The organism is Oceanobacillus rekensis (assembly GCF_002153375.1).
In the GTDB taxonomy this organism is placed as follows: Bacteria; Bacillota; Bacilli; order Bacillales; family Amphibacillaceae; genus Oceanobacillus; species Oceanobacillus rekensis.
On the sequence record NZ_MTBQ01000007.1, the window covers coordinates 154,858 to 173,834 of the forward strand.

Sequence of the window (18,977 nt, forward strand, 5' to 3'; positions counted from 1 at the left end):
GCCATCTCTTTTAGAGTTGGCAGCCTCCACATATGTTTGCAGTAAAGAAATTTGTTCACAATTCAGTTGTATAAGTGCATTTAAGGTATGTGCTAACCGATAGCCAAAGCCACACTTTCCAATGATAAACCTTTTCAAATGATCCAAAAAGGACTATCATAAAGTTTAGATGTAAAGAAAAATTAATAAACGAAGAAGCCCTATATCGCTAACGTATTTGGGGGAGGTAATAAAATGGAAAAGGCTCGTATCATATATAATCCAACATCTGGGCGTGAAGCAGTTAAAAAGTCGCTGCCTACCATTCTGGAAAAATTTGAAGTTGCCGGTTATGAGACATCTACACATGCAACAACCAGTGAAGGGGATGCAATTAAAGCAGCAAGAACAGCCGTAGAACGTGGCTATGATTTAATTGTGGCTGCTGGTGGAGATGGGACAATAAATGAAGTAATTAATGGACTTGCCGAACAAGACCATAGACCGAGGCTCGGAATTATCCCAGCAGGTACAACCAATGACTTTGCCAGAGCATTGCACATTTCAAGGGATATTCAAAAGGCCGTAGATATTATCCTATCTGGAAAATCAATGTTACTTGATATTGGCAAAGTGAATGAACATTACTTCATCAATATCGCTGGTGGCGGAAAATTAACAGAGTTAACCTATGATGTGCCGAGTAAGCTAAAGACAGTAATTGGACAGTTGGCTTATTATATAAGAGGTATCGAAATGCTTCCATCTTTGAAACCTTCCAACGTTAAAATTGAATATGATGGAGAAATACTGGAAGAAGATATTATGCTTTTTCTAGTTTCCAACTCCAATTCTGTGGGTGGATTTGAAAAACTTGCTCCCGATGCAAAAATGAATGACGGCTATTTTGATTTGCTTATTTTACGTAAAACAAATCTTGCAGAGTTTATTCAAATTGCAACGCTTGCATTAAGAGGCGAACATTTGAAAAGCAAGAATATCATCTATAAGCAAGCAAAACATATTAAAGTAAACACAGATGAAAAAATGCAATTGAATATCGATGGCGAATATGGCGGATTGCTACCAGGTGAATTTATAAACCTGCAGCAACATATTGAATTTTGCGTGCCGGAAGAATTCATCGACAATGAGGAAGACTGAATCTAGAGGTCTTCCTTTTTTGGTGCTTATTGCTTCCCGATTTTTATCTGAATATGTTCCAAGTTGGTTTTGAATAAACTTCCCGAGGAAAATATGATAAGATAGGTACCACATAAAATTGTACGTAAAAGGAAGATATAAATGGCTAAACATACAGCTCCAGTTAAGAAAAATGATACGATTACACTTACGTTTGAAGACCTAACCCATGAAGGTAGTGGCGTTGCGAAAATTGGTGGTTATCCATTGTTCGTCCCGAATGGTTTACCCGGGGAAGAGGCAATCGTAAAAGTAGTGAAAGTAAATAAGAATTTTGGCTTTGGCAAGTTACTTGAACTTAAAACAAAGAGCCCAGAGCGAGTTGAAGCAACTTGCCATATCCATTGTGGTGGTTGTCAGCTTCAGCATATGAGCTATAAATTACAGCTTGAAATGAAACAAAATCAAGTGAAAAATGTGATGAAAAAAGTTGCGCATCTAGAACATGTCCCAGTCCACTCCATTATGGGGATGGATAACCCATTCCACTATCGGAATAAAGTACAAATTCCTGTTGGAGAAAAGAATGGTGAACTTATTGTTGGCTTTTATCAGAAACGCAGCCACCGCATTCTTGAAAATATGGACATGTGCAGCATCCAGGATAAAGCAATAAATGAGATTATAAAAGCAACCAGAGAAATCGCTAACCGCTTTGGTATTAAAGCATATAATGAGGAAAAACATAGTGGTGAATTACGCCATATTATGGTACGGACTGGACAAGCAACAAAAGAGGCAATGGTTGTATTAGTGACGAGAACCGATAAGCTGCCGAATAAGGAAGTACTAATCAATGAGTTAACCGAGAGATTCCCGCAAATAAGGTCCATTATTCAAAATGTAAATAGAGAGCGTACGAGTGTTATCTTGGGTGATAAAACGAAGGTACTATGGGGCGAAGAATATATTTATGATATGATCGGCGATATCAAATTTGCTATCTCTGCAAAATCATTCTTTCAGGTCAATCCAGTTCAAACAAGAGAACTATATGACAAGGCATTAGAATACGCCAAAATTGGAAGTGATGACATTGTTATTGATGCCTATTGTGGAATCGGAACTATTTCCCTATTCCTCGCTCAAAAGGCAAAAAAAGTATATGGTATTGAAGTTGTACCAGAAGCAATTAACGATGCAAAGATGAATGCTAAATTAAACGGGATTACCAATGCAGAATTCCATGTAGGACAAGCTGAAAAAGTCATGCCCAAGTGGAAAGAGGAAGGACTAAATCCGGATGTGATTGTCATAGACCCACCACGTAAAGGCTGTGAAGTCGACTTCTTGCAAGCGATGATTGATATGCAGCCGAAGCGGATTGTATATGTATCATGTAACCCATCAACATTAGCAAGAGATCTCAGAATTCTGGAAGATAGCGGCTATGAGACTAAAGAAGTACAGCCAGTTGACATGTTTCCACAGACCCCGCATGTTGAAGCGGTAACGTGGTTGGAAAAGCGTGTGTCTAACTAAAATAAACATTTCCTAGTCCGACCCTGATTTCGTTAAAAATTATTTGCGAATGCGGGGTCTTTTTATGCACGAACTGTTGATGAAATGGGAGTTGGAGATAGAGATTTTCGGAATAGCTTATTTCGGGTGTACAAGGAGTGTCAAGTTAAAATAAACATTTCTAATCAGTTTGATAAAAAGTACTTAATCATGGTATAAGTGTAAAAGAAGCAGGGATATTTTTGCTTTTTAATTTTGGGATAAGGGTTTCATCTGGTATCACATAATGAGAGGATTTGAATTTTAAAATGGTAGATAATTTTTGGCGTGATTTACCACGGCCGTTTTTTATATTAGCACCAATGGAAGATGTCACGGATGTTGTTTTTCGCCATGTTGTGAGTGAATCGGGCAGACCTGATGTGTTTTTCACAGAGTTTACAAACACGGTGAGTTATTGTCACCCAGAGGGAAAAGAAAGTGTGCGTGGGCGTTTAACTTTTACAGAGGATGAACAGCCAATTGTAGCCCATATATGGGGGGATAAGCCTGAATACTTTCGGAAAATGAGTATTGGTATGGCGGAACAGGGATTTAGTGGTGTCGATATCAATATGGGCTGTCCAGTCCCTAATGTGGCAGGGAAAGGGAAGGGATGCGGCCTCATCCGTCATCCGGAAGTAGCAGCAGAGCTAATAGAAGCAGCGAAAGCAGGAGGATTACCCGTAAGTGTGAAGACAAGACTTGGTTACACGAATGTAGATGAATGGCGCGACTGGCTAACACATATCTTCAAACAAGACATCGCTAATCTTTCCATTCATCTGCGTACAAAAAAGGAAATGAGCAAAGTAGATGCTCATTGGGAACTAATCCCGGAGATTAAGAAACTTCGTGACGAGGTGGCACCAGATACACTTTTGACGATTAATGGAGATATCCCTGACCGTCAAACTGGCTTGGAGCTTGTTCAACAATACGGTGTTGATGGGGTTATGATTGGACGAGGTATTTTTACAAATCCATTTGCATTTGAAAAGGAGCCGAAAGATCATAGTAGTAAGGAATTGCTTGATCTTTTAAGGTTGCATCTGGATCTCTTTGATAAATATTCAAAATTAGAAGCCCGTCCGTTCAGGCCTCTTCGTCGCTTTTTTAAGGTATATGTCCGTGGAATTCGAGGCGCGGGTGAGTTAAGAAATCAATTGATGAGCACAGATTCAACAGATGAAGTGCGTGCATTGCTCGATAGCTTTGAGCGAGAGAATGTAGAGATGGTGGAGGAAAAGTAGAAGTGTGAGCTAAAATAAACATTTTCGACTCAGACCAATTTATCAAACATAATATTGGTTTTCCTAGGAATTTTATAAAGCGTGTCACCATGGAATTGAAATGTATAATAATCATACAAAACCAGGCTGAATCCAATACTAGGGGTTCAGTCTTTTTCTTTTGTTCTTTCTGAATCCATATGTTCAGTATTAAAAATAAAAATTGACTAGACACTATATGGTGTCCTATAATAAGGACACCATATAGTGTCTAATTCATAAAAGGGGGAGGATTTTTGAACAACACTTACCAAGAGCGTGATGTTTTTGTAGCTATTGCAGATCCAACTAGACGTAAATTAATACGTTTGTTGGCAGATGGAGAAGAGTTACCACTTCACGAATTAACTGCTCAATTTCAGATGGGTCGTACTGCTGTTTCTAAACATTTGGCTATCCTTAAAGATGCTGATTTAGTAACTAACCGTAAATTAGGCAGAGAAACAAGGTATCGACTAAATCCAGCTCCATTACAGGAAGTTAAAGATTGGTTATCCTTTTATGAGGAGTTCTGGAATGAAAGAGCGATATTACTAAAAAATATATTGGAGGAATAATAATGCCGGATTTATCATTAGATTTTCAATTTAAGAGTCCTATCAATAAAGTATGGGACGCCTTAACGAATTCAGATACGCTTGCACAATGGGTGATGGAAAATAATTTTAAACCAATTGTAGGATACATTTGTCAGTTTCGGAATGAGGAAATAGATTTAATTGTAGATAGCGAGGTATTGGTAGTGGACGAGCCTTATAAGTTATCTTATACGTGGGTAGGTGGTCCGATTAACACGATAGTCACTTGGACGTTAAAACAAGAGGATGAGACAACCCACTTACATCTTGACCATACTGGATTCGAAAAAGTAGATCCGGCGTTCAATGGTGCAAAATATGGTTGGGCGTATAAGATTGACGAGCTTAAAAAAGTGTTAGGGGAAATAGAATAACTTCTGATTCAATGTTTATAAATATGATGATACAAATAAGACAAATTTAGTTGAACTTTTACTTTTAGGAGTGAAAACATGGAAGTATTTACAGAGTTTTTAGCTAAGATCGATAACCCCGTGCATCAGGAAAGAACGGAAGAAGTGTTGACATGGGTAGCGAATAAATTCCCCAATCTAGTACCGGAAATAAAGTGGAATCAGCCTATGTTTACCGATCACGGGACATATATTATTGGTTTTAGCGTAGCTAAGCATCATTTATCTGTTGCCCCTGAAAGGGTAGGGATTAATCACTTTATTGATGAAATAGAGAAGACTGGCTATAGTCATACGAAGGAATTGGTACGTATGAAGTGGGATAGTCCAGTTGATTACGCATTACTTGAGAAAATGATTGAGTTTAATATTTGGGATAAGGCAGAGTGTTCAACTTTTTGGCGGAAATAAAAAGGTAGTAATTAGAAAGCTGCAGAATATATGAGCAGTTGATAATAAAGGAGATACGTAATGAGTTTTTTTCAAGATATGATAGCAGTATTTAAAAAGAAAGAATTATTATTTCTAGAGAGCTTTAAAGAATCGGAAGGTGTATATAGCTTTCTATTTGAAAATCAAAAAGATTTAACCTGGAAAGCAGGGCAACACGGTCTATTTACTATTACGCATAAAAAAATAAAAAATTCTACCCGACCATTTAGTGTGGCATCATCTCCCACAGAGAATGTTGTTAAAATAACAATGGGTATTAGTGATGACCCAAGTAATTTCAAAAAAGCGATGTTAGAATTAAAAGAGGGAATGAACATAAGTATGAGTGGGCCAGTAGGATCTTTTTATCTAAATGATAACAGTCCTTCACTCTTGATTGCAGGTGGAATAGGAATTACACCATTTCGTTCGATAATAAAGCAAGTAGAAGCAGAAGGGAATAGAGACGGGCAACAAATACAACTACTCTATCTGGATAGCAAAAAGTCGTATCTTTATAAAGATGAGCTTGATGAAGTTGCTGAAAATACTTCAATACGTGTAACTTACCTTGATTCAAGAGATGAATTGTATCAGGAGATAAATAAATTTACCGCTTCATATAAGAACAATGGTAAATATTATATTGCTGGTCCGAAGTCAATGGTGGATTCTGTTAATGCATATTTAAAAAATAGTGATATTCCAAAGCCGAGTATCAAAAAAGATGCCTTAATTGGCTATTAGCGCATAGATATCAAGCAATTTCAGTGATTGGATAAGATATATCCGAAAAAGTTCTTGAAGCAGCCCGTAAAAAAAGTGAAACTTTATTTACGTATATTAAAAAGCCAATTGAAGACATCGTACACCATTAAAAAGCTCAGAATCTATCTGAGCTTTTTATTACTTTCTATTAATCATTTTTGTAATTAGGACGATTACTATTAATTTCAGCCTGCAAAATAAATGGAGGAATAATACAATGAGAAGTGAACTAGTAATGATGGATATGATTATTGACTTTGCTAGGAATGATAATAGAATTCGATTGGTAACTTTGGAAGGCTCACGTACGAATTAAAACATTCCCTGTGACTCATACCAAGACATATGGAGTCTTTATTTACTTGTTATGATTTATTTAGAATGTATTCGAAAACTGTAGCTAAAGAACTGGGACATGAGTATCCAAATTATGATGAGGCCATTTCAAAATTCACTCAAAATATTTATAAATCGGTTGACGGATAGTAGAAAAGAAAATGCGTAACTATCTAAAATTATTTTTTTAACCAGTATACTACTTAAATAACCTGATTATAAATGGAAATGTTGCTGAAAGAAGTTACAGTTACATACCTCATCCAAATTGGTTGAACATTATGATATAGTGAAATTGAGAATAATGGACAGGTTATAAAAATTTGATGTTTGTACTTTAAGTGTTACCTAAAAGTATAAAAGTAATGCCTATGCAGTAAATCCAACCAGATTATTGTTAAAAAAATATATAGTATGATTTTACATGTATTCCACTTTCCCGGTACTTACTACTATAATAAAGGAGACTAACTATGAATATAGGTTTAATTGGTGCAGGAGCGATTGCTAATTTTTTGTTGAAAAAAATCAATCATAATCAACATGGAAATTTACGGATAAAAAGTATTTTTGTACGGAACAGGGAAGAGTATCGGTTCTTGGAATCAGATTATGGTGTGACGTTGTTTACTGACCTCGAAGCATTCCTTGATTCGGAAATCGATATTGTTGTGGAGGCAGCTAATATAAATGCAGTGAAAACCTTGTTACCATCTGTTATTAAGAAAAAGGAAGTAGTGTTAATCAGTGTTGGTGCACTTGCAGATGAAACACTGCTGACAGAAATTAGTAATCTCGTAGATGAGTACCAGTATGCCGTTCATTTGCCGTCAGGTGCAATAGGTGGTTTGGACTTATTGCAAAATGCGCATGCCCTTGGCACGGTCACAAGCGTTTCGTTGACAACTCGGAAACCTGCAAGCTCCCTAATTGAGGAAGAAATCGATGAAGCGGAAGTTATATTTGAGGGAAAAGCGGTTGATGCAATTAAGCAATTTCCGAAAAACGTGAATGTCTCCATTGTCCTTTCACTGGCTGGGATCGGGATAGAAAAGACGCGCATGTGTCTCGTCGCAGACCCGGATATTGAAAAAAATATGCATTCTGTAGAAATAATGGGCGATTTTGGAGAAGCGACATTTTCTATTACGAATAATCCGCTTCCTGAAAATCCGAAGACAAGCTATTTAGCTGCCATGAGTATTCTAGGAACACTAAAAAGAATTGATGGAAAAGTGAGAATCGGTGGGTAATAACGCAATCATAGATATAGAGTAAGAGAACCTGTCATAAATGAGCACGGATAAACAGGATTGAATCACAATTTGTCGGTAGACTGAGTATTGAAAGAAGGGTTTCACTTGGAGAGGCTTCAAAGAATGCTTCAAGCAATCGAGTATATAGAAAGTAATTTGTTATTCCTCCGTCTGAATTATATTTCCTTTAATTATCTAAATTTTCTATTTATTTTGTAACGGTTTTGCTACCTACATCTAGTTTTGTCGCAATATGTTTAATATTGCTACGTGAAATTTGCTCAGCTGGTGCTGCAATGGCTAAAGCGGATAGATGCAGTCTTGAGCGATTTCCAATTTCTTCGTCTGCTGCTTGGTGGAAAGGAGCATGTAATACCTGAGTCATGACAAGGTCAGTACCATCCACTTTTCCTAAGTAGGTGCTCATTTGAAGTTTTTGAGCTACTTGATAGATAGAACGTAACGATACCCAATCCTTTATAGAACGCTTTTCCAACCCTTCACTAAACATTTTAGGGTTGAAAAAATATTGCGTCCCGATTTTATAGATGTAATTCATTTCTTCTAACGTTGTTAATAATCGGAATGCCGTAGACTTACTTAATTGAAGTTCCTTCATCAGTTCTGTTAAAGTAATCCCTTGATTTTGTTTTACCGATTCCAATACGAGAAGTCCTTTTCTTAATGTGGATACTTGATTTTGTGACATTTGATCACCCTGTCTTTTGTTAGTATAGGTATTTAATATTTTAAATACAAAAAAATCAAAGAGAGTTTCATTATGTGAAACTTCACCGTTTAAGCAAGTGAAATTCTTTTATCTAAAGAAGAATTAATGTAATCATCGATATTCTGAATAAAAACTAAAAAGCGATGTAAAAAGGTTGTCCGACAAATCAGTGAAAACGATTTTGGAGGACAACCCTTTCTAATTATTTGTATGAAATTTACGTAAACTAATCTGCAGAAACTTTAGATTCTGGATTAACCCAATCTTGAGACCAGTTCTCGATTGTTCTTAAGATTGGTTCCATCGAATGTCCTTTTTCTGTTAAGGAGTATTCAATAAGGACTGGTGTTTGGGGTATAACTTCTCTTTTTACTATATCTAGGTGTTCTAATTCCTTTAATCGGTCCGATAATACTTTTCCACTTATGCCAATAGATGATTGAATTTCACTAAAACGTTGTGTACCCAATAATAATTGATAAATAACTAATGCCATCCATCTTTGACTTAGTAAGGAGATCGCTTTTTCAAACTTTGGACAGATGGTTGGTTGTGTCATTTACATTCACCTCTCTTATTCATAGTATACCACAAAAGGTTATTAGGTAATGAAAATAAATTTAGTTACTTGACATATATTAATTATAATTATAAACTTAGTTACGTAAAGTAATCAATTTATAAAAGGAGAGAAAAAAATGAATAAACAAGAAATAGGGAAAGTTATTTTAAGAGTAATACTAGGTCTTACATTCTTCATTCATGGTTTATCAAAATTCCAAGGTGGAATTTCAAATACAGTAGGATATTTTGACAGTCTTGGGATACCAGGATTTCTAGCCTATGCTGTTGCATTTATCGAATTAGTAGGAGGAATTGCAGTAATTCTAGGAATTGGGACGCGGGTGATTGCCTTGTTGTTTGCAGTAATCATGGCAGGAGCTATTATTACAGCAAAAATCCCAGCTGGTTTCCTTGGTAATGGCCAAATGGCAGGATACGAACTTGATTTGGTATTGCTAGCAATGTCCATTTTCTTTATATTAGCGGATAAATCGGCCCTTGCATTAGATAATAAACTATTTACATCGGATAAAAACTAGGAGGAATAATATGGGGTTCCACAGTAAACCAGCAACATTTGTTGGTCATATTAATATAAAGGTAGAGAATTTAGAAAGGTCTTTACAGTATTATCAGGAAATAATTGGATTCGATATTTTAGAACAAACATCTCAGAAAGCAAAGCTTACTACAGATGGGAAGACAAGTATTTTATCATTGGAACAGCCTGAAAATGTCATTCCAAAACAAGGAAGAACGACGGGATTATATCATTTTGCTCTACTTTTACCTAAGAAAGTAGATTTGGCTAATATCGTCGTTCATTTATCAGAAAAAGGTGTCCGGTTCGGTTCATCGGATCATCTTGTAAGTGAAGCACTCTATTTACATGATCCTGATGGAAATGAGATTGAAATTTATATTGACCGAGATCCCTCTGAATGGAGTTGGAATGGTGAAGAAGTAGCCATGGCAGTGGATCCATTGGACTTCGAGAGATTATTAACGAATTGTGTACCAGGTGAATTATGGAATGGTATGCCTAAAGGAACATTAATGGGGCATATTCATTTACATGTTTCCGAATTAGAAAAGACAGAAGAATTCTATGTGAAAGGTCTCGGGTTTGATGTGGTTAACCGTTATGGAAGGCAGGCATTATTTCTTTCAACAGACAAATACCATCATCACATTGGCGTTAATACGTGGAATGGGGTAGGAGCACCAAAGCCTCCAGAAAATAGTGTAGGTATGGAATCTTTTACACTCGTTTTACCTGATGAAGAAGCAATCAACGAAACAATTGATAGCTTGCAAAAGATAGGCGTGCCAGTAACAGAAGAAGATGGAAGATGTATCACTTATGATCCGTCTGGAAATCGGATTGAATTATCGATTTAAGAGGAGAGAACTAGCTTTGTCAGAGTCGGTATGGTCTTAACAATATTGGGTGGTGATCCAATGAGATTTAAACCACTCGTTGATATATATCGTAGGGAAGGTTTGCAGGCTGGATATTCATCGGGTAAATTAAATATTGGTGTTACAGGACACACATACCTTGGAAAAACAACAGAAGAGGCAAATGATGAGATTTTCCCCTATTACGCTAATTACTGGAATTATGTCGATCGACAACGTGGAATGAGAACAAGGATGTCAAGAGAGAATTTTGAACAAGTAGCTAGCCCTGAAACAGCATTGTTTGTGGGAAGTCCAGAACAAGTAGTGGAGAATATTCTCCATCAACACGAATTGTATGGACTTACACGTTTTCTAGCACAAATTGATATTGGTGGAGTTCCATTTTAAAAGATAGAGAAAAATATAGAATTATTAGCAACTGAAGTTATACCAATGCTAAATAAAGCAATTGGTCAGAACAAAGAAGAAACGTTATTTATGTAACGATAGCGTGGCTGTTTATAGATACGCTATTCTCTATAACCATTCTTTCTCCTAGATATATCATCCCGGGTTTATATTATAAACCCGGGATTTTTTTCATGCCTAAAAGAGAAAAACAACTCCTCTTTGTATAAAATAATTAAAAAGAAATATTTGAAATAATTCGGAAGCACCTATTTCTTGAAATTAGATGACATATCATTTATTATTAAACTTAATAGATGACGTGTCATTTAATTTATGAGGAGGGTTTATTAAATGAAAGTACATATATTGCATACGGGTAGGGTTCTTATTGACCGTGCTTTAGCTTATAAAGAGCAAAGTCTTCATCCAGCACCATATACAGGATGGTTGAGGGGAAGAGAGAAAAAGATGTGGGTACCTGTGTCGTCCTATTTAATAGAGCATCCAAAAGGTTTAATTTTAATCGATACTGGCTGGCACGAAGAAATGAGATGGAACCAAAGAAAACATCTGGGAAGTTTTGCATACTCTATGTATCAGGGAGAACTTCCTGAAGGCCATTCAATAGCTGAGCAACTTCATTCTTTAGGAATTAGTAGTAAGAATTTAGACTTTGTTATTTTATCGCATATGCATTCTGATCATGTTAGCGGTTTAAGGCAAGTACAGGATGCCAAGAAGATTCTTACGAGTGAAAATGAATGGCATTCTGCACAAAGAAAATTAGGCTACATAAAATCCATGTGGGATAATATTTCAATTGATACTTTTAAATTGATGGACATACCATATGGGCCGTATAAAAAAGGATATGATTTATTCGGAGACGGAACATTATATCTCGTTTATACACCTGGTCATAGTGATGGCATGATTTCGGTGTTAGTAAAAATCAAAAAGGGATGGGTCGTGTTAGCAAGTGATGTTGGTTATTCAGAAAGATCATGGAAAGAAATGATACTACCAGGAATAACAACGGACAAAAAGGCTGCGTACGATTCCTTGAAGTGGTTGAAGGATTTTTCGCAAAAGAAAGATTGTATTAGGGTAATTGCAAATCATGATTCAAAAATAAAACCAGGGATTATTGAATAAGGAGAAAAAGGAATGGAAAAGAACTTTAAAGAAGCTGAAAAATTTAGATACCTCATCTTAGCGGTACAGAGACAGGGGAACAATCTTTTAAAGAATTATCTCAAAGAAATAGGAGTTACACCTTCCCATGCGGAAGTAATAAGCATCTTAAAAAATGCCCAATCTATTACTTTAAAGGAATTAGGCCGATTGTTAATATGTGAAGATGGTAGTCCTTCAAGGTTAGTTGAAAGAATGGTCAAAGATCAACTAATAGAGCGGGTTAGAGACGAAAACGATTCCAGATTTGTTAGACTAGCACTTACACCGTTGGGAAACGAAAAATATTCGTTAATAATTAAGGCAGAAGCCGAAATGTATACGATGCTTCAACAAATTTATACATCGGATGAATTACAGATATCTAATCAAATGCTGAGCAAATTATTAACGGACACTCCATTCGAGCAGAAACTTGAAGAACGGGGCTTTGGTGTAAATAAGTGAAATGGTATGTTAGCAGATTGATAGACTAGATGGACAGACATTATTAGTGCTAGTCCACTAAAGCTGCTGGGTGTGTTACTAGAATAGAAACAATTATAAAATAGCAATAGGTATATGTATAAGTTGATACATGGAATTACGACATTTAGAGACTTTCTAATGGTCAGTAAAGAACTGCATTTTCTGACCTGCGTGAAGAAATTATAAAAGCTTTCCCACGGAACAATTTAAAAAGGGAAATTATCCCAGCGTTTTATGAAGGGTTTAAGCATAAGCCAGAAACGACTTTTGGCAACATTCCAGACCGAATTATAAAATTAAGAACTTCTGTGAATATATTCTGCATTCGGCCTGGACAGAATAAGAATGAAAAGGCAACTTAACAATAAATTAGTGTAATAGGTAGCAAATGGTAAGCTCAATTTCTCAATTTTTACAAGGAGGAATTGGGCTTTTTCTATTGGAAGCTCCTAATAGATAGTAGATATTTATATGACAGTTTACATATAAGTGAAAACCAGCGCATAAACTAAAAATGAATCCTACCAACATTTGAGAGATAGGGGTGTGACCCGAATGAGTATGTCTGATTCAAGCTCTGAGAAGCAAAACGAAGAATCCTCTGTTGATTTCAGTTTTCAGCTGGCATTAATAGCCGCAGTCCTAACTACGGTAGCAGATGCTATTGCCACGATGGCAGCTCTTGAAGCAATTGAAGAAGCAAAAGCTGCAGATGCAGGCGAACGACAAAAACGAAAAGATTTAGATGAACAGTTTAGAAATGTTCAAGAGCAAATTGACATACTGAAGGGGGAGTTAGCTGCTATTAAATCAATGAATCGATCATAGTAGCTTTCCTCCATCTTCATGAATGGAACTGTTTGCACCTCTTATAATTGGTGAGCCTTCATAAGTGTTCCCAACCAAATAGCCTGCTTTTCTAGTTGAAACTAAAAGGGAGTAATCCCTTCCAAGTTTAGTTTTAAAGTAGCAAACTTAAGTCTTGAACTTGTTGAATCTTTTTCCTTTGCTGCTGCGATCGTATTATTGATACCTTCATGTAATCCCCCATACTCATCTTCATCACTAATTAGCTATATTTTCTATTTATAATCTTTGTACATATATTTTATTCCGTCAGCCTGAACTTTTCTCGCCAAGCTGAAAATCGAGGCGAAATCTCAGGACCATATTTATCTTGGTAATTCCTTATTAAACTGTTTCCTCAAATCACTAAGTTGCTCTAATCGTTGTATATTTTCTTCCTTACTTTCCATTCCAATAGCAATAATGAGATTCTCAATGAGAAAAGTTGGTGCAATCATGGAGTGGAATTCCCACATTTCACCCCTGCTTGCAAATAGGCTAATATCGGCTTGATTGATAAAATCGGCAACGAGTTGATCCGTGATAAGAACTGTTTTGAAGCCAATTTTCTTCTGGTAATCAAGAATTACCTGTCCTTCAGGTAATATCCGAATGAATCCAAAGATAACGACGACATCCTCTTTCGTAAAGTGCAATAGATCCTCCAGTAGTTCACTTCCACCTTTCTCTAAGATTTGAAGGTTTAGTCCGAATCTCGATAGGCGATAGCTCATTAGTTCACCAAGACCGCGGGATGGACCAGGACTATATATGTATATTTTGTTTGCGTTGGTTAGCAAATCTACTGTATTATCAAATGATTTCTTTGAAAAATGCTCTAACGTTCGTTGTAAATGCTCGTTAGAAACTTTCAGATAATGTTGTTGGAGCTCTTGTCCCTCGACTAAGTTCATCGTGTTTTCCATTTTACTTGCTGGAGAAACATCCATTTGCTTTCTCATTTGTATTTTAAAGTCCTTGAAGTTCTTATAGCCAACAGAACGCCAGAATCGGGATACAGAGGCAATGCTAATATGTAAAGCATCTGAGATTTCTTGTTCTGTAGACAATAATACATGTCTTAGATTCTTCTGAATGTAATCTGCCATTTTAAATTGATTTGGCGACATCGAATCGGTGTTCCATTTAAAATTTACCAAGATGTATTCACCCTTTTCTGTTGATTCTATGCGTAAATCATACCATTTTTAATCATAATTAAATAGTTACATGTAAAAAATATTACATTAATAAATAATCAGTAAAAATATTTACAATAAATTTACCTGAATCATATACTCCTTTAACAACTTTGAACTAAAATGAAATTAACAAGAAAAGGGAGGTATTACCAATGAATCAGATTAAAGAAAGGTATGTTCTAACACGTTCTCAAAAAATGATGGTTTTTATTTTATCAATGTCACTGTACGGACTTTCAAACATGATTACAGAATTAGTTCCATCTATCTATTTAGGTCCAATTGAGTTTTCAATCGAGTACTTTGCATTTATTCCCTTAACATTAGCGATGCTGTTTCATCCATTATATGCAGCAATCGGGGCATCTCTTGGTGAAGTGATTTTTGGGGAAATTATGCTCGGACAATTCGGTGGCTTCGGTGAGTTGGAGAAATTCATTGCATTTTCTTTAGCTATTTACATTGCAGGATCCATGGTAAGAAATCCGAAAAACTTAAGACAAGTTGGATTCGCAGCGATAACTGGAGTAATTATCCATCAGTTTATCAGTATGATGGTTGACATTGGGAAGGTATGGATTGGTGTTGAGGAGTTAGAAGCTGTACCAGGTCTTGCAGAAAGTATCGTTGTTGTAGAAGGATTTGCATTTTTAAATGATATTTTATTTTCAGGAATTCTGTTTGCCTTACTGCCAACATTATATTTAGTACCACGATTATATGGCAAAATTGAGCCATTATTAGGAATGAAGCCGCGGGATAATACGATGAGATTTACAACGAAGGAGATTGTTACACCAAGACTTGTTATCGGCGGAGTCATTTTAGCTCTACTTGCATTTTTATTTGAATTTTTATCGGAAACAGACTTCAACGTGGAATGGGAAGCAGATTTCGTTGAAACATTTGGAGCAGGTTTCGTTTGGGTGAGTATTAGTGTTGCTGCGATTATTGCAATTTTAACAGTTATTCTAATGATCATGAACAAAAATAAAAGCAAACATACAAACGGTCCTACAGATAAGAGGAATATCGGATGATTCACCAGATTGAAATCAAAAATGTAACTTTTCAATATCCTGGTGGCATGCAGCCAGTTTTAAATGATGTTTCCCTAACTGTTGAAAAAGGTGAGTTTGTAGCCATCATGGGTGGCAATGGAAGTGGAAAGTCGACGCTTTGTAAGTTGTTAAATGGGTTGATTCCACATTATTATGTTGGGGACTATAGTGGTTCTGTTCGTGTGAATGGGTTAGCAACAGAAGAGACGAGTGTCGCCGAGTTATCTCACTCTGTTGGCTACGTGTACCAAGATTTCGATAATCAGCTCGTTCGTGCAAGAGTACTTGAAGATGCTAGCTTTGCCCCACTAAATTTTGGTTATGCCGACTATAAGGAACGTGGTAAAAAGGCGCTGGAACAAGTTGGCCTTGTAGGACGTGATGATGAATTTATATGGCAACTAAGTGGTGGGCAAAAGCATCTGCTTGCTCTTGCTGGTGCAATTTCACTTAATCCGGATATTCTAATTATGGATGAGCCCGTTGCTCAACTTGATCCCTATCATGCCAAAGAGGTCTATGATGTTTTAAAAATGCTAAACGAAACATATGGAAAAACAATTATTGTTATTGAACACCACACGGAATTTATCGCAGATTACTGTGATCAAGTCGTACTCATCAATGAGGGGAAAGTGGAATGGAAAAAACCAACACAAGATGCATTAAGACTTGTAGATCAACTAATGACCATGCAAATCTATCCACCTCAAGTAACACAGGCAGCTTACAAGGTTGGGCGTCTTCTGAGGGGGAATTCAGTAACTAATCCCTTATTCGAAAGTACGAAACCCTATCCAGTTACACTATCTGAAGCAATGGAATTTTTTTCAGAACAACAAAGTGAAGAGGAGCCGACGGAGATTACTCAGGAGCCGAAAGTAATGGAAAAAGAGCCAATTGTTGAAATGGAACAGGTCTATTTTTCATATAAGACAATTACGCGCTCCAAAAAGACAATCTTAAAGGATATTAATTTAACCCTCAACCGCGGTGATCGTATTGCTCTCGTTGGAAATAATGGGGCAGGTAAGTCATCACTTATGCGACTGTTAACAGGACTTGTAAAACCAGAACAAGGTACAGTAACTGTGGACGGATTGAATACAAATAAATTCAGTCCTGAGAAAATGGCAGATCTTGTGACCTACATTTATCAGAACCCAGAGGAAATGTTCATCGAGGATTCGGTTAGAAAAGATGTGGAGTTTTTCTTGAAAGCTAGAAAAGTACCAGGGTATAAGGAGAGAGTGGATCAAGTATTAGAACAATTTAATTTAACGGATCTTGAGGATCGTGATAGTCGCCTCATGAGTGGAGGTCAGCAACGCCGTGCATCCTTGGCGATAGGTGTTGCAATGAACCCGAAAATAATTTTACTAGATGAACCGACAGCAAATCTCGATATTGCAACACGGAAACATATCACCAAATTAATTACATCATTGAAAAATTATGTGGAAGCTGTGTTCATCGCAACCCATGATATGCAGCTTGTAGCTGAATGGGCAAATCGAATTATTGTTTTAAAGGATGGTGAAGTGCTTCATGATGGTGATAGGGAATCGGTGTTTACTAATGCAGCATTGCTCAAACTTGCAGGGCTTCATCCACCACAAATTATGGAATTGAGCAGAGGACTTCAAATAGAGCCTATTTCTTATACAGTCGATGATTTTGTTAACAGCTACTCTCAAATACTGGGAGAGGAGAATAAAGATGGAGTATACTCGTAAACTGACTGATAAGCTTTCCGTGGAGCAAGCAAAGATCGAACTATTAAACACGGCCTATGGAAATGATCAGACATTTTTAGCGAAGCTTGATCCTAGAACATTGTTTATTTGGTACCTGTTTTTTGGATTGGCTCCATGGTTTATTCATAATGATACAGTCCTAATCGGTTTGTTTGCATTTATGGTATTGACAACGATTATGGCGAAGGTGAGTCCTTTAATTATTTTTATCCTCTGCCTCGGTTTACTTGGACAAGGTGGATATTTACTGATTGCAGCATTGTTTTTTGGCGGCGGTATAAGTACGATTATGCCATTGGTGATGTTAACATTGAAGCTATCTATCATCTCATTGGCAAGCATTACTGTATTTTGTTCTATGGATCCAGAGAAGCTAAGTGATGGGCTTCTGAAAATTGGGGTTCCAGGTCAGGTGGCTTTTAGTATTTCTTATGGATACAGAATGCTACCAAGTTTACTAGAGGAGTATCATCATATTTTTCTTTCCTTTCGACTAAGAGGGAAGGCACCGGAAAAGCACGGATTCCTCTATATTCGTTCAATTATTTATTTTATCAAAATTGCCATGCTCTCCTTTTATCCGTTGTTATTAAGTACCGCGAAAAGGTCACGAACAACGGTGGAGGCATTGGAAACGAAGGGAAGCTTTTATGCCTTCAATAATCCGAAAGTAAAGGCAATCAAATTGGCACATCTTATTTATGGACCACGAGATTATATATTTCTAGCATTATCTTTAACATATGTTATTAGTTTGTTTGGCTTAACACGATTCTATTAATCTTTCACTTTGGAGGCTCATATGAAAATAGATTTTCACAGTCACGTAAAAATATCAAAGAAGTCCATGTTTATGCCTAATTATTTTGAAGAAATGATGAAAGAAGCTCAGGAAAGCGGCTTAGATGCACTGGCGATGACGGAGCATTTTAATACATTTCGTTTTTATGATATATACGATTATCTGGAAGAAAATTACACCTATCAAAATGGATACTATAATATTAACGGCTTGAAGTTGTTCCCGGGTATGGAAGTAGATGTAAAAGAAGTGGGACATATTCTTCTTATTGGTAGCCTAGGTGATATTCTTGAAATCAGGAAAGCGCTCGATAGTCACACGCAAAAGAATGATTTCATTTCATTCCAGGGACTAATCGACTTAACAGAACAATATCCTGTTTTGAAAATTGGTGCACATGCTTTTCGTGAAAGCACGCCGCTACATCACCACGAACCTGCGCTATTGAAAAGATTAGATGCTCTCGATTTAAATGGTAAAGATCTCTTCGAATATGATGCTGATGCTTACTATTCAAGGCTAAAGAAATTCGCAAGTAATCTTGATCTTCCAATTGTTGGGGGAAGTGATACACACCAATTTTTACAATATGCAAGTGTCTATAATGACTTTCATCAGGATTGCTTTGAAGTCGAGGATTTAAGAGCAAGCATTATAAGTGAAGCATACAAGATTACTATTTCAAAGAAACTAGATGTAAAAGTAAAGTCAGCTGTAACCGCTAAAAAGCTACTAAAAGAGATGCTTAATGAAGAAGGGGTTATAGAGTCCTTCGTTTAAA

At 36.5% G+C, this 18,977-nt stretch carries 22 protein-coding genes and 1 pseudogene; 20 read left to right on the plus strand and 3 right to left on the minus strand.

The genetic code is table 11. From position 1 onward, the window contains the following. Positions 1-234: 234 nt before the first annotated feature. From BV906_RS16300 to nadX, 10 genes and pseudogenes are all read left to right on the plus strand, one after another. On the plus strand, positions 235-1,143 hold the full coding sequence (locus BV906_RS16300; RefSeq protein WP_087974682.1) for a diacylglycerol kinase: 909 nt from the start codon (positions 235-237) through the stop codon (positions 1,141-1,143). A gap of 141 nt (positions 1,144-1,284) precedes the next feature. Further along, positions 1,285-2,664, plus strand: a complete 1,380-nt coding sequence (gene rlmD / locus BV906_RS16305; RefSeq protein ID WP_087974683.1) for a 23S rRNA (uracil(1939)-C(5))-methyltransferase RlmD — start codon at positions 1,285-1,287, stop codon at positions 2,662-2,664. A gap of 287 nt (positions 2,665-2,951) precedes the next feature. Next, on the plus strand, positions 2,952-3,935 hold the full coding sequence (locus tag BV906_RS16310) for a tRNA dihydrouridine synthase (protein ID WP_176330386.1): 984 nt from the start codon (positions 2,952-2,954) through the stop codon (positions 3,933-3,935). A 275-nt stretch (positions 3,936-4,210) separates the two neighbouring features. After that, a complete protein-coding gene (locus tag BV906_RS16315) occupies positions 4,211-4,531 on the plus strand; it encodes an ArsR/SmtB family transcription factor (protein ID WP_087974685.1) in 321 nt (106 codons plus the stop codon). Positions 4,532-4,533: 2 nt separating this feature from the next. Further along, a complete protein-coding gene (locus tag BV906_RS16320; RefSeq protein ID WP_087974686.1) occupies positions 4,534-4,926 on the plus strand; it encodes an SRPBCC family protein in 393 nt (130 codons plus the stop codon). 78 nt (positions 4,927-5,004) lie between these two features. Then, positions 5,005-5,376 (plus strand): iron chaperone, encoded by a 372-nt coding sequence (locus tag BV906_RS16325; protein ID WP_087974687.1) that lies wholly within the window; start codon positions 5,005-5,007, stop codon positions 5,374-5,376. 60 nt (positions 5,377-5,436) lie between these two features. Beyond that, entirely contained in the window at positions 5,437-6,144 is a 708-nt protein-coding gene (locus BV906_RS16330) for an FAD-dependent oxidoreductase (protein ID WP_087974688.1), read from the plus strand. Between the two features lie 238 nt (positions 6,145-6,382). Further along, positions 6,383-6,478, plus strand: a pseudogene (locus BV906_RS16335) (aminoglycoside 6-adenylyltransferase); the annotation flags it as partial. 32 nt (positions 6,479-6,510) lie between these two features. Then, positions 6,511-6,651, plus strand: a complete 141-nt coding sequence (locus BV906_RS19240; RefSeq protein ID WP_140322014.1) for an aminoglycoside 6-adenylyltransferase — start codon at positions 6,511-6,513, stop codon at positions 6,649-6,651. A 323-nt stretch (positions 6,652-6,974) separates the two neighbouring features. Next, positions 6,975-7,754, plus strand: a complete 780-nt coding sequence (gene nadX / locus BV906_RS16340) for an aspartate dehydrogenase (RefSeq protein WP_087974690.1) — start codon at positions 6,975-6,977, stop codon at positions 7,752-7,754. 211 nt (positions 7,755-7,965) lie between these two features. Here the strand turns inward: nadX and BV906_RS16345 are convergent, their stop codons facing one another. After that, positions 7,966-8,466 carry a helix-turn-helix domain-containing protein gene (locus tag BV906_RS16345; protein ID WP_087974691.1) on the minus strand — a complete coding sequence of 167 codons (501 nt, stop codon included), beginning with the start codon at positions 8,464-8,466 and terminating at the stop codon, positions 7,966-7,968. A gap of 247 nt (positions 8,467-8,713) precedes the next feature. After that, the gene (locus tag BV906_RS16350; protein WP_087974692.1) at positions 8,714-9,046 is read right to left on the minus strand and encodes a winged helix-turn-helix transcriptional regulator; all 333 of its coding nucleotides are present in this window, start codon (positions 9,044-9,046) and stop codon (positions 8,714-8,716) included. Between the two features lie 139 nt (positions 9,047-9,185). Between BV906_RS16350 and BV906_RS16355 the strand changes: the two genes are divergently transcribed. The 6 genes from BV906_RS16355 (at position 9,186) to BV906_RS16385 (ending at position 13,356) form a co-directional block, all read left to right on the plus strand. Then, positions 9,186-9,590 carry a DoxX family protein gene (locus tag BV906_RS16355; RefSeq protein WP_087974693.1) on the plus strand — a complete coding sequence of 135 codons (405 nt, stop codon included), beginning with the start codon at positions 9,186-9,188 and terminating at the stop codon, positions 9,588-9,590. Between the two features lie 10 nt (positions 9,591-9,600). Next, positions 9,601-10,452 carry a VOC family protein gene (locus BV906_RS16360; RefSeq protein ID WP_087974694.1) on the plus strand — a complete coding sequence of 284 codons (852 nt, stop codon included), beginning with the start codon at positions 9,601-9,603 and terminating at the stop codon, positions 10,450-10,452. 30 nt (positions 10,453-10,482) lie between these two features. Further along, the gene (locus tag BV906_RS16365; RefSeq protein WP_087974695.1) at positions 10,483-10,863 is read left to right on the plus strand and encodes an LLM class flavin-dependent oxidoreductase; all 381 of its coding nucleotides are present in this window, start codon (positions 10,483-10,485) and stop codon (positions 10,861-10,863) included. A 354-nt stretch (positions 10,864-11,217) separates the two neighbouring features. Further along, entirely contained in the window at positions 11,218-12,021 is an 804-nt protein-coding gene (locus tag BV906_RS16370; RefSeq protein WP_087974696.1) for an N-acyl homoserine lactonase family protein, read from the plus strand. A gap of 12 nt (positions 12,022-12,033) precedes the next feature. After that, on the plus strand, positions 12,034-12,507 hold the full coding sequence (locus BV906_RS16375; protein WP_087974697.1) for a MarR family winged helix-turn-helix transcriptional regulator: 474 nt from the start codon (positions 12,034-12,036) through the stop codon (positions 12,505-12,507). Between the two features lie 576 nt (positions 12,508-13,083). Further along, positions 13,084-13,356 carry a hypothetical protein gene (locus BV906_RS16385; RefSeq protein ID WP_087974698.1) on the plus strand — a complete coding sequence of 91 codons (273 nt, stop codon included), beginning with the start codon at positions 13,084-13,086 and terminating at the stop codon, positions 13,354-13,356. Positions 13,357-13,700: 344 nt separating this feature from the next. Here the strand turns inward: BV906_RS16385 and BV906_RS16390 are convergent, their stop codons facing one another. Further along, the gene (locus tag BV906_RS16390) at positions 13,701-14,534 is read right to left on the minus strand and encodes a MurR/RpiR family transcriptional regulator (protein WP_245844248.1); all 834 of its coding nucleotides are present in this window, start codon (positions 14,532-14,534) and stop codon (positions 13,701-13,703) included. A 194-nt stretch (positions 14,535-14,728) separates the two neighbouring features. Between BV906_RS16390 and BV906_RS16395 the strand changes: the two genes are divergently transcribed. From BV906_RS16395 to BV906_RS16410, 4 genes are read left to right on the plus strand one after another with little or no spacing between them, the layout of a single operon-like run. Next, on the plus strand, positions 14,729-15,616 hold the full coding sequence (locus BV906_RS16395) for a DUF8171 family membrane protein (protein WP_087974699.1): 888 nt from the start codon (positions 14,729-14,731) through the stop codon (positions 15,614-15,616). Continuing rightward, complete coding sequence (locus BV906_RS16400) at positions 15,613-17,373, plus strand: ABC transporter ATP-binding protein (RefSeq protein WP_087974700.1); 1,761 nt, start codon at positions 15,613-15,615, stop codon at positions 17,371-17,373. The genes BV906_RS16395 and BV906_RS16400 overlap by 4 nt, the downstream gene beginning before the upstream one ends. Next, on the plus strand, positions 17,357-18,175 hold the full coding sequence (locus BV906_RS16405) for an energy-coupling factor transporter transmembrane component T family protein (protein WP_087974701.1): 819 nt from the start codon (positions 17,357-17,359) through the stop codon (positions 18,173-18,175). The genes BV906_RS16400 and BV906_RS16405 overlap by 17 nt, the downstream gene beginning before the upstream one ends. A gap of 21 nt (positions 18,176-18,196) precedes the next feature. Next, complete coding sequence (locus BV906_RS16410) at positions 18,197-18,976, plus strand: PHP domain-containing protein (protein ID WP_087974702.1); 780 nt, start codon at positions 18,197-18,199, stop codon at positions 18,974-18,976. Position 18,977: the final 1 nt, after the last annotated feature.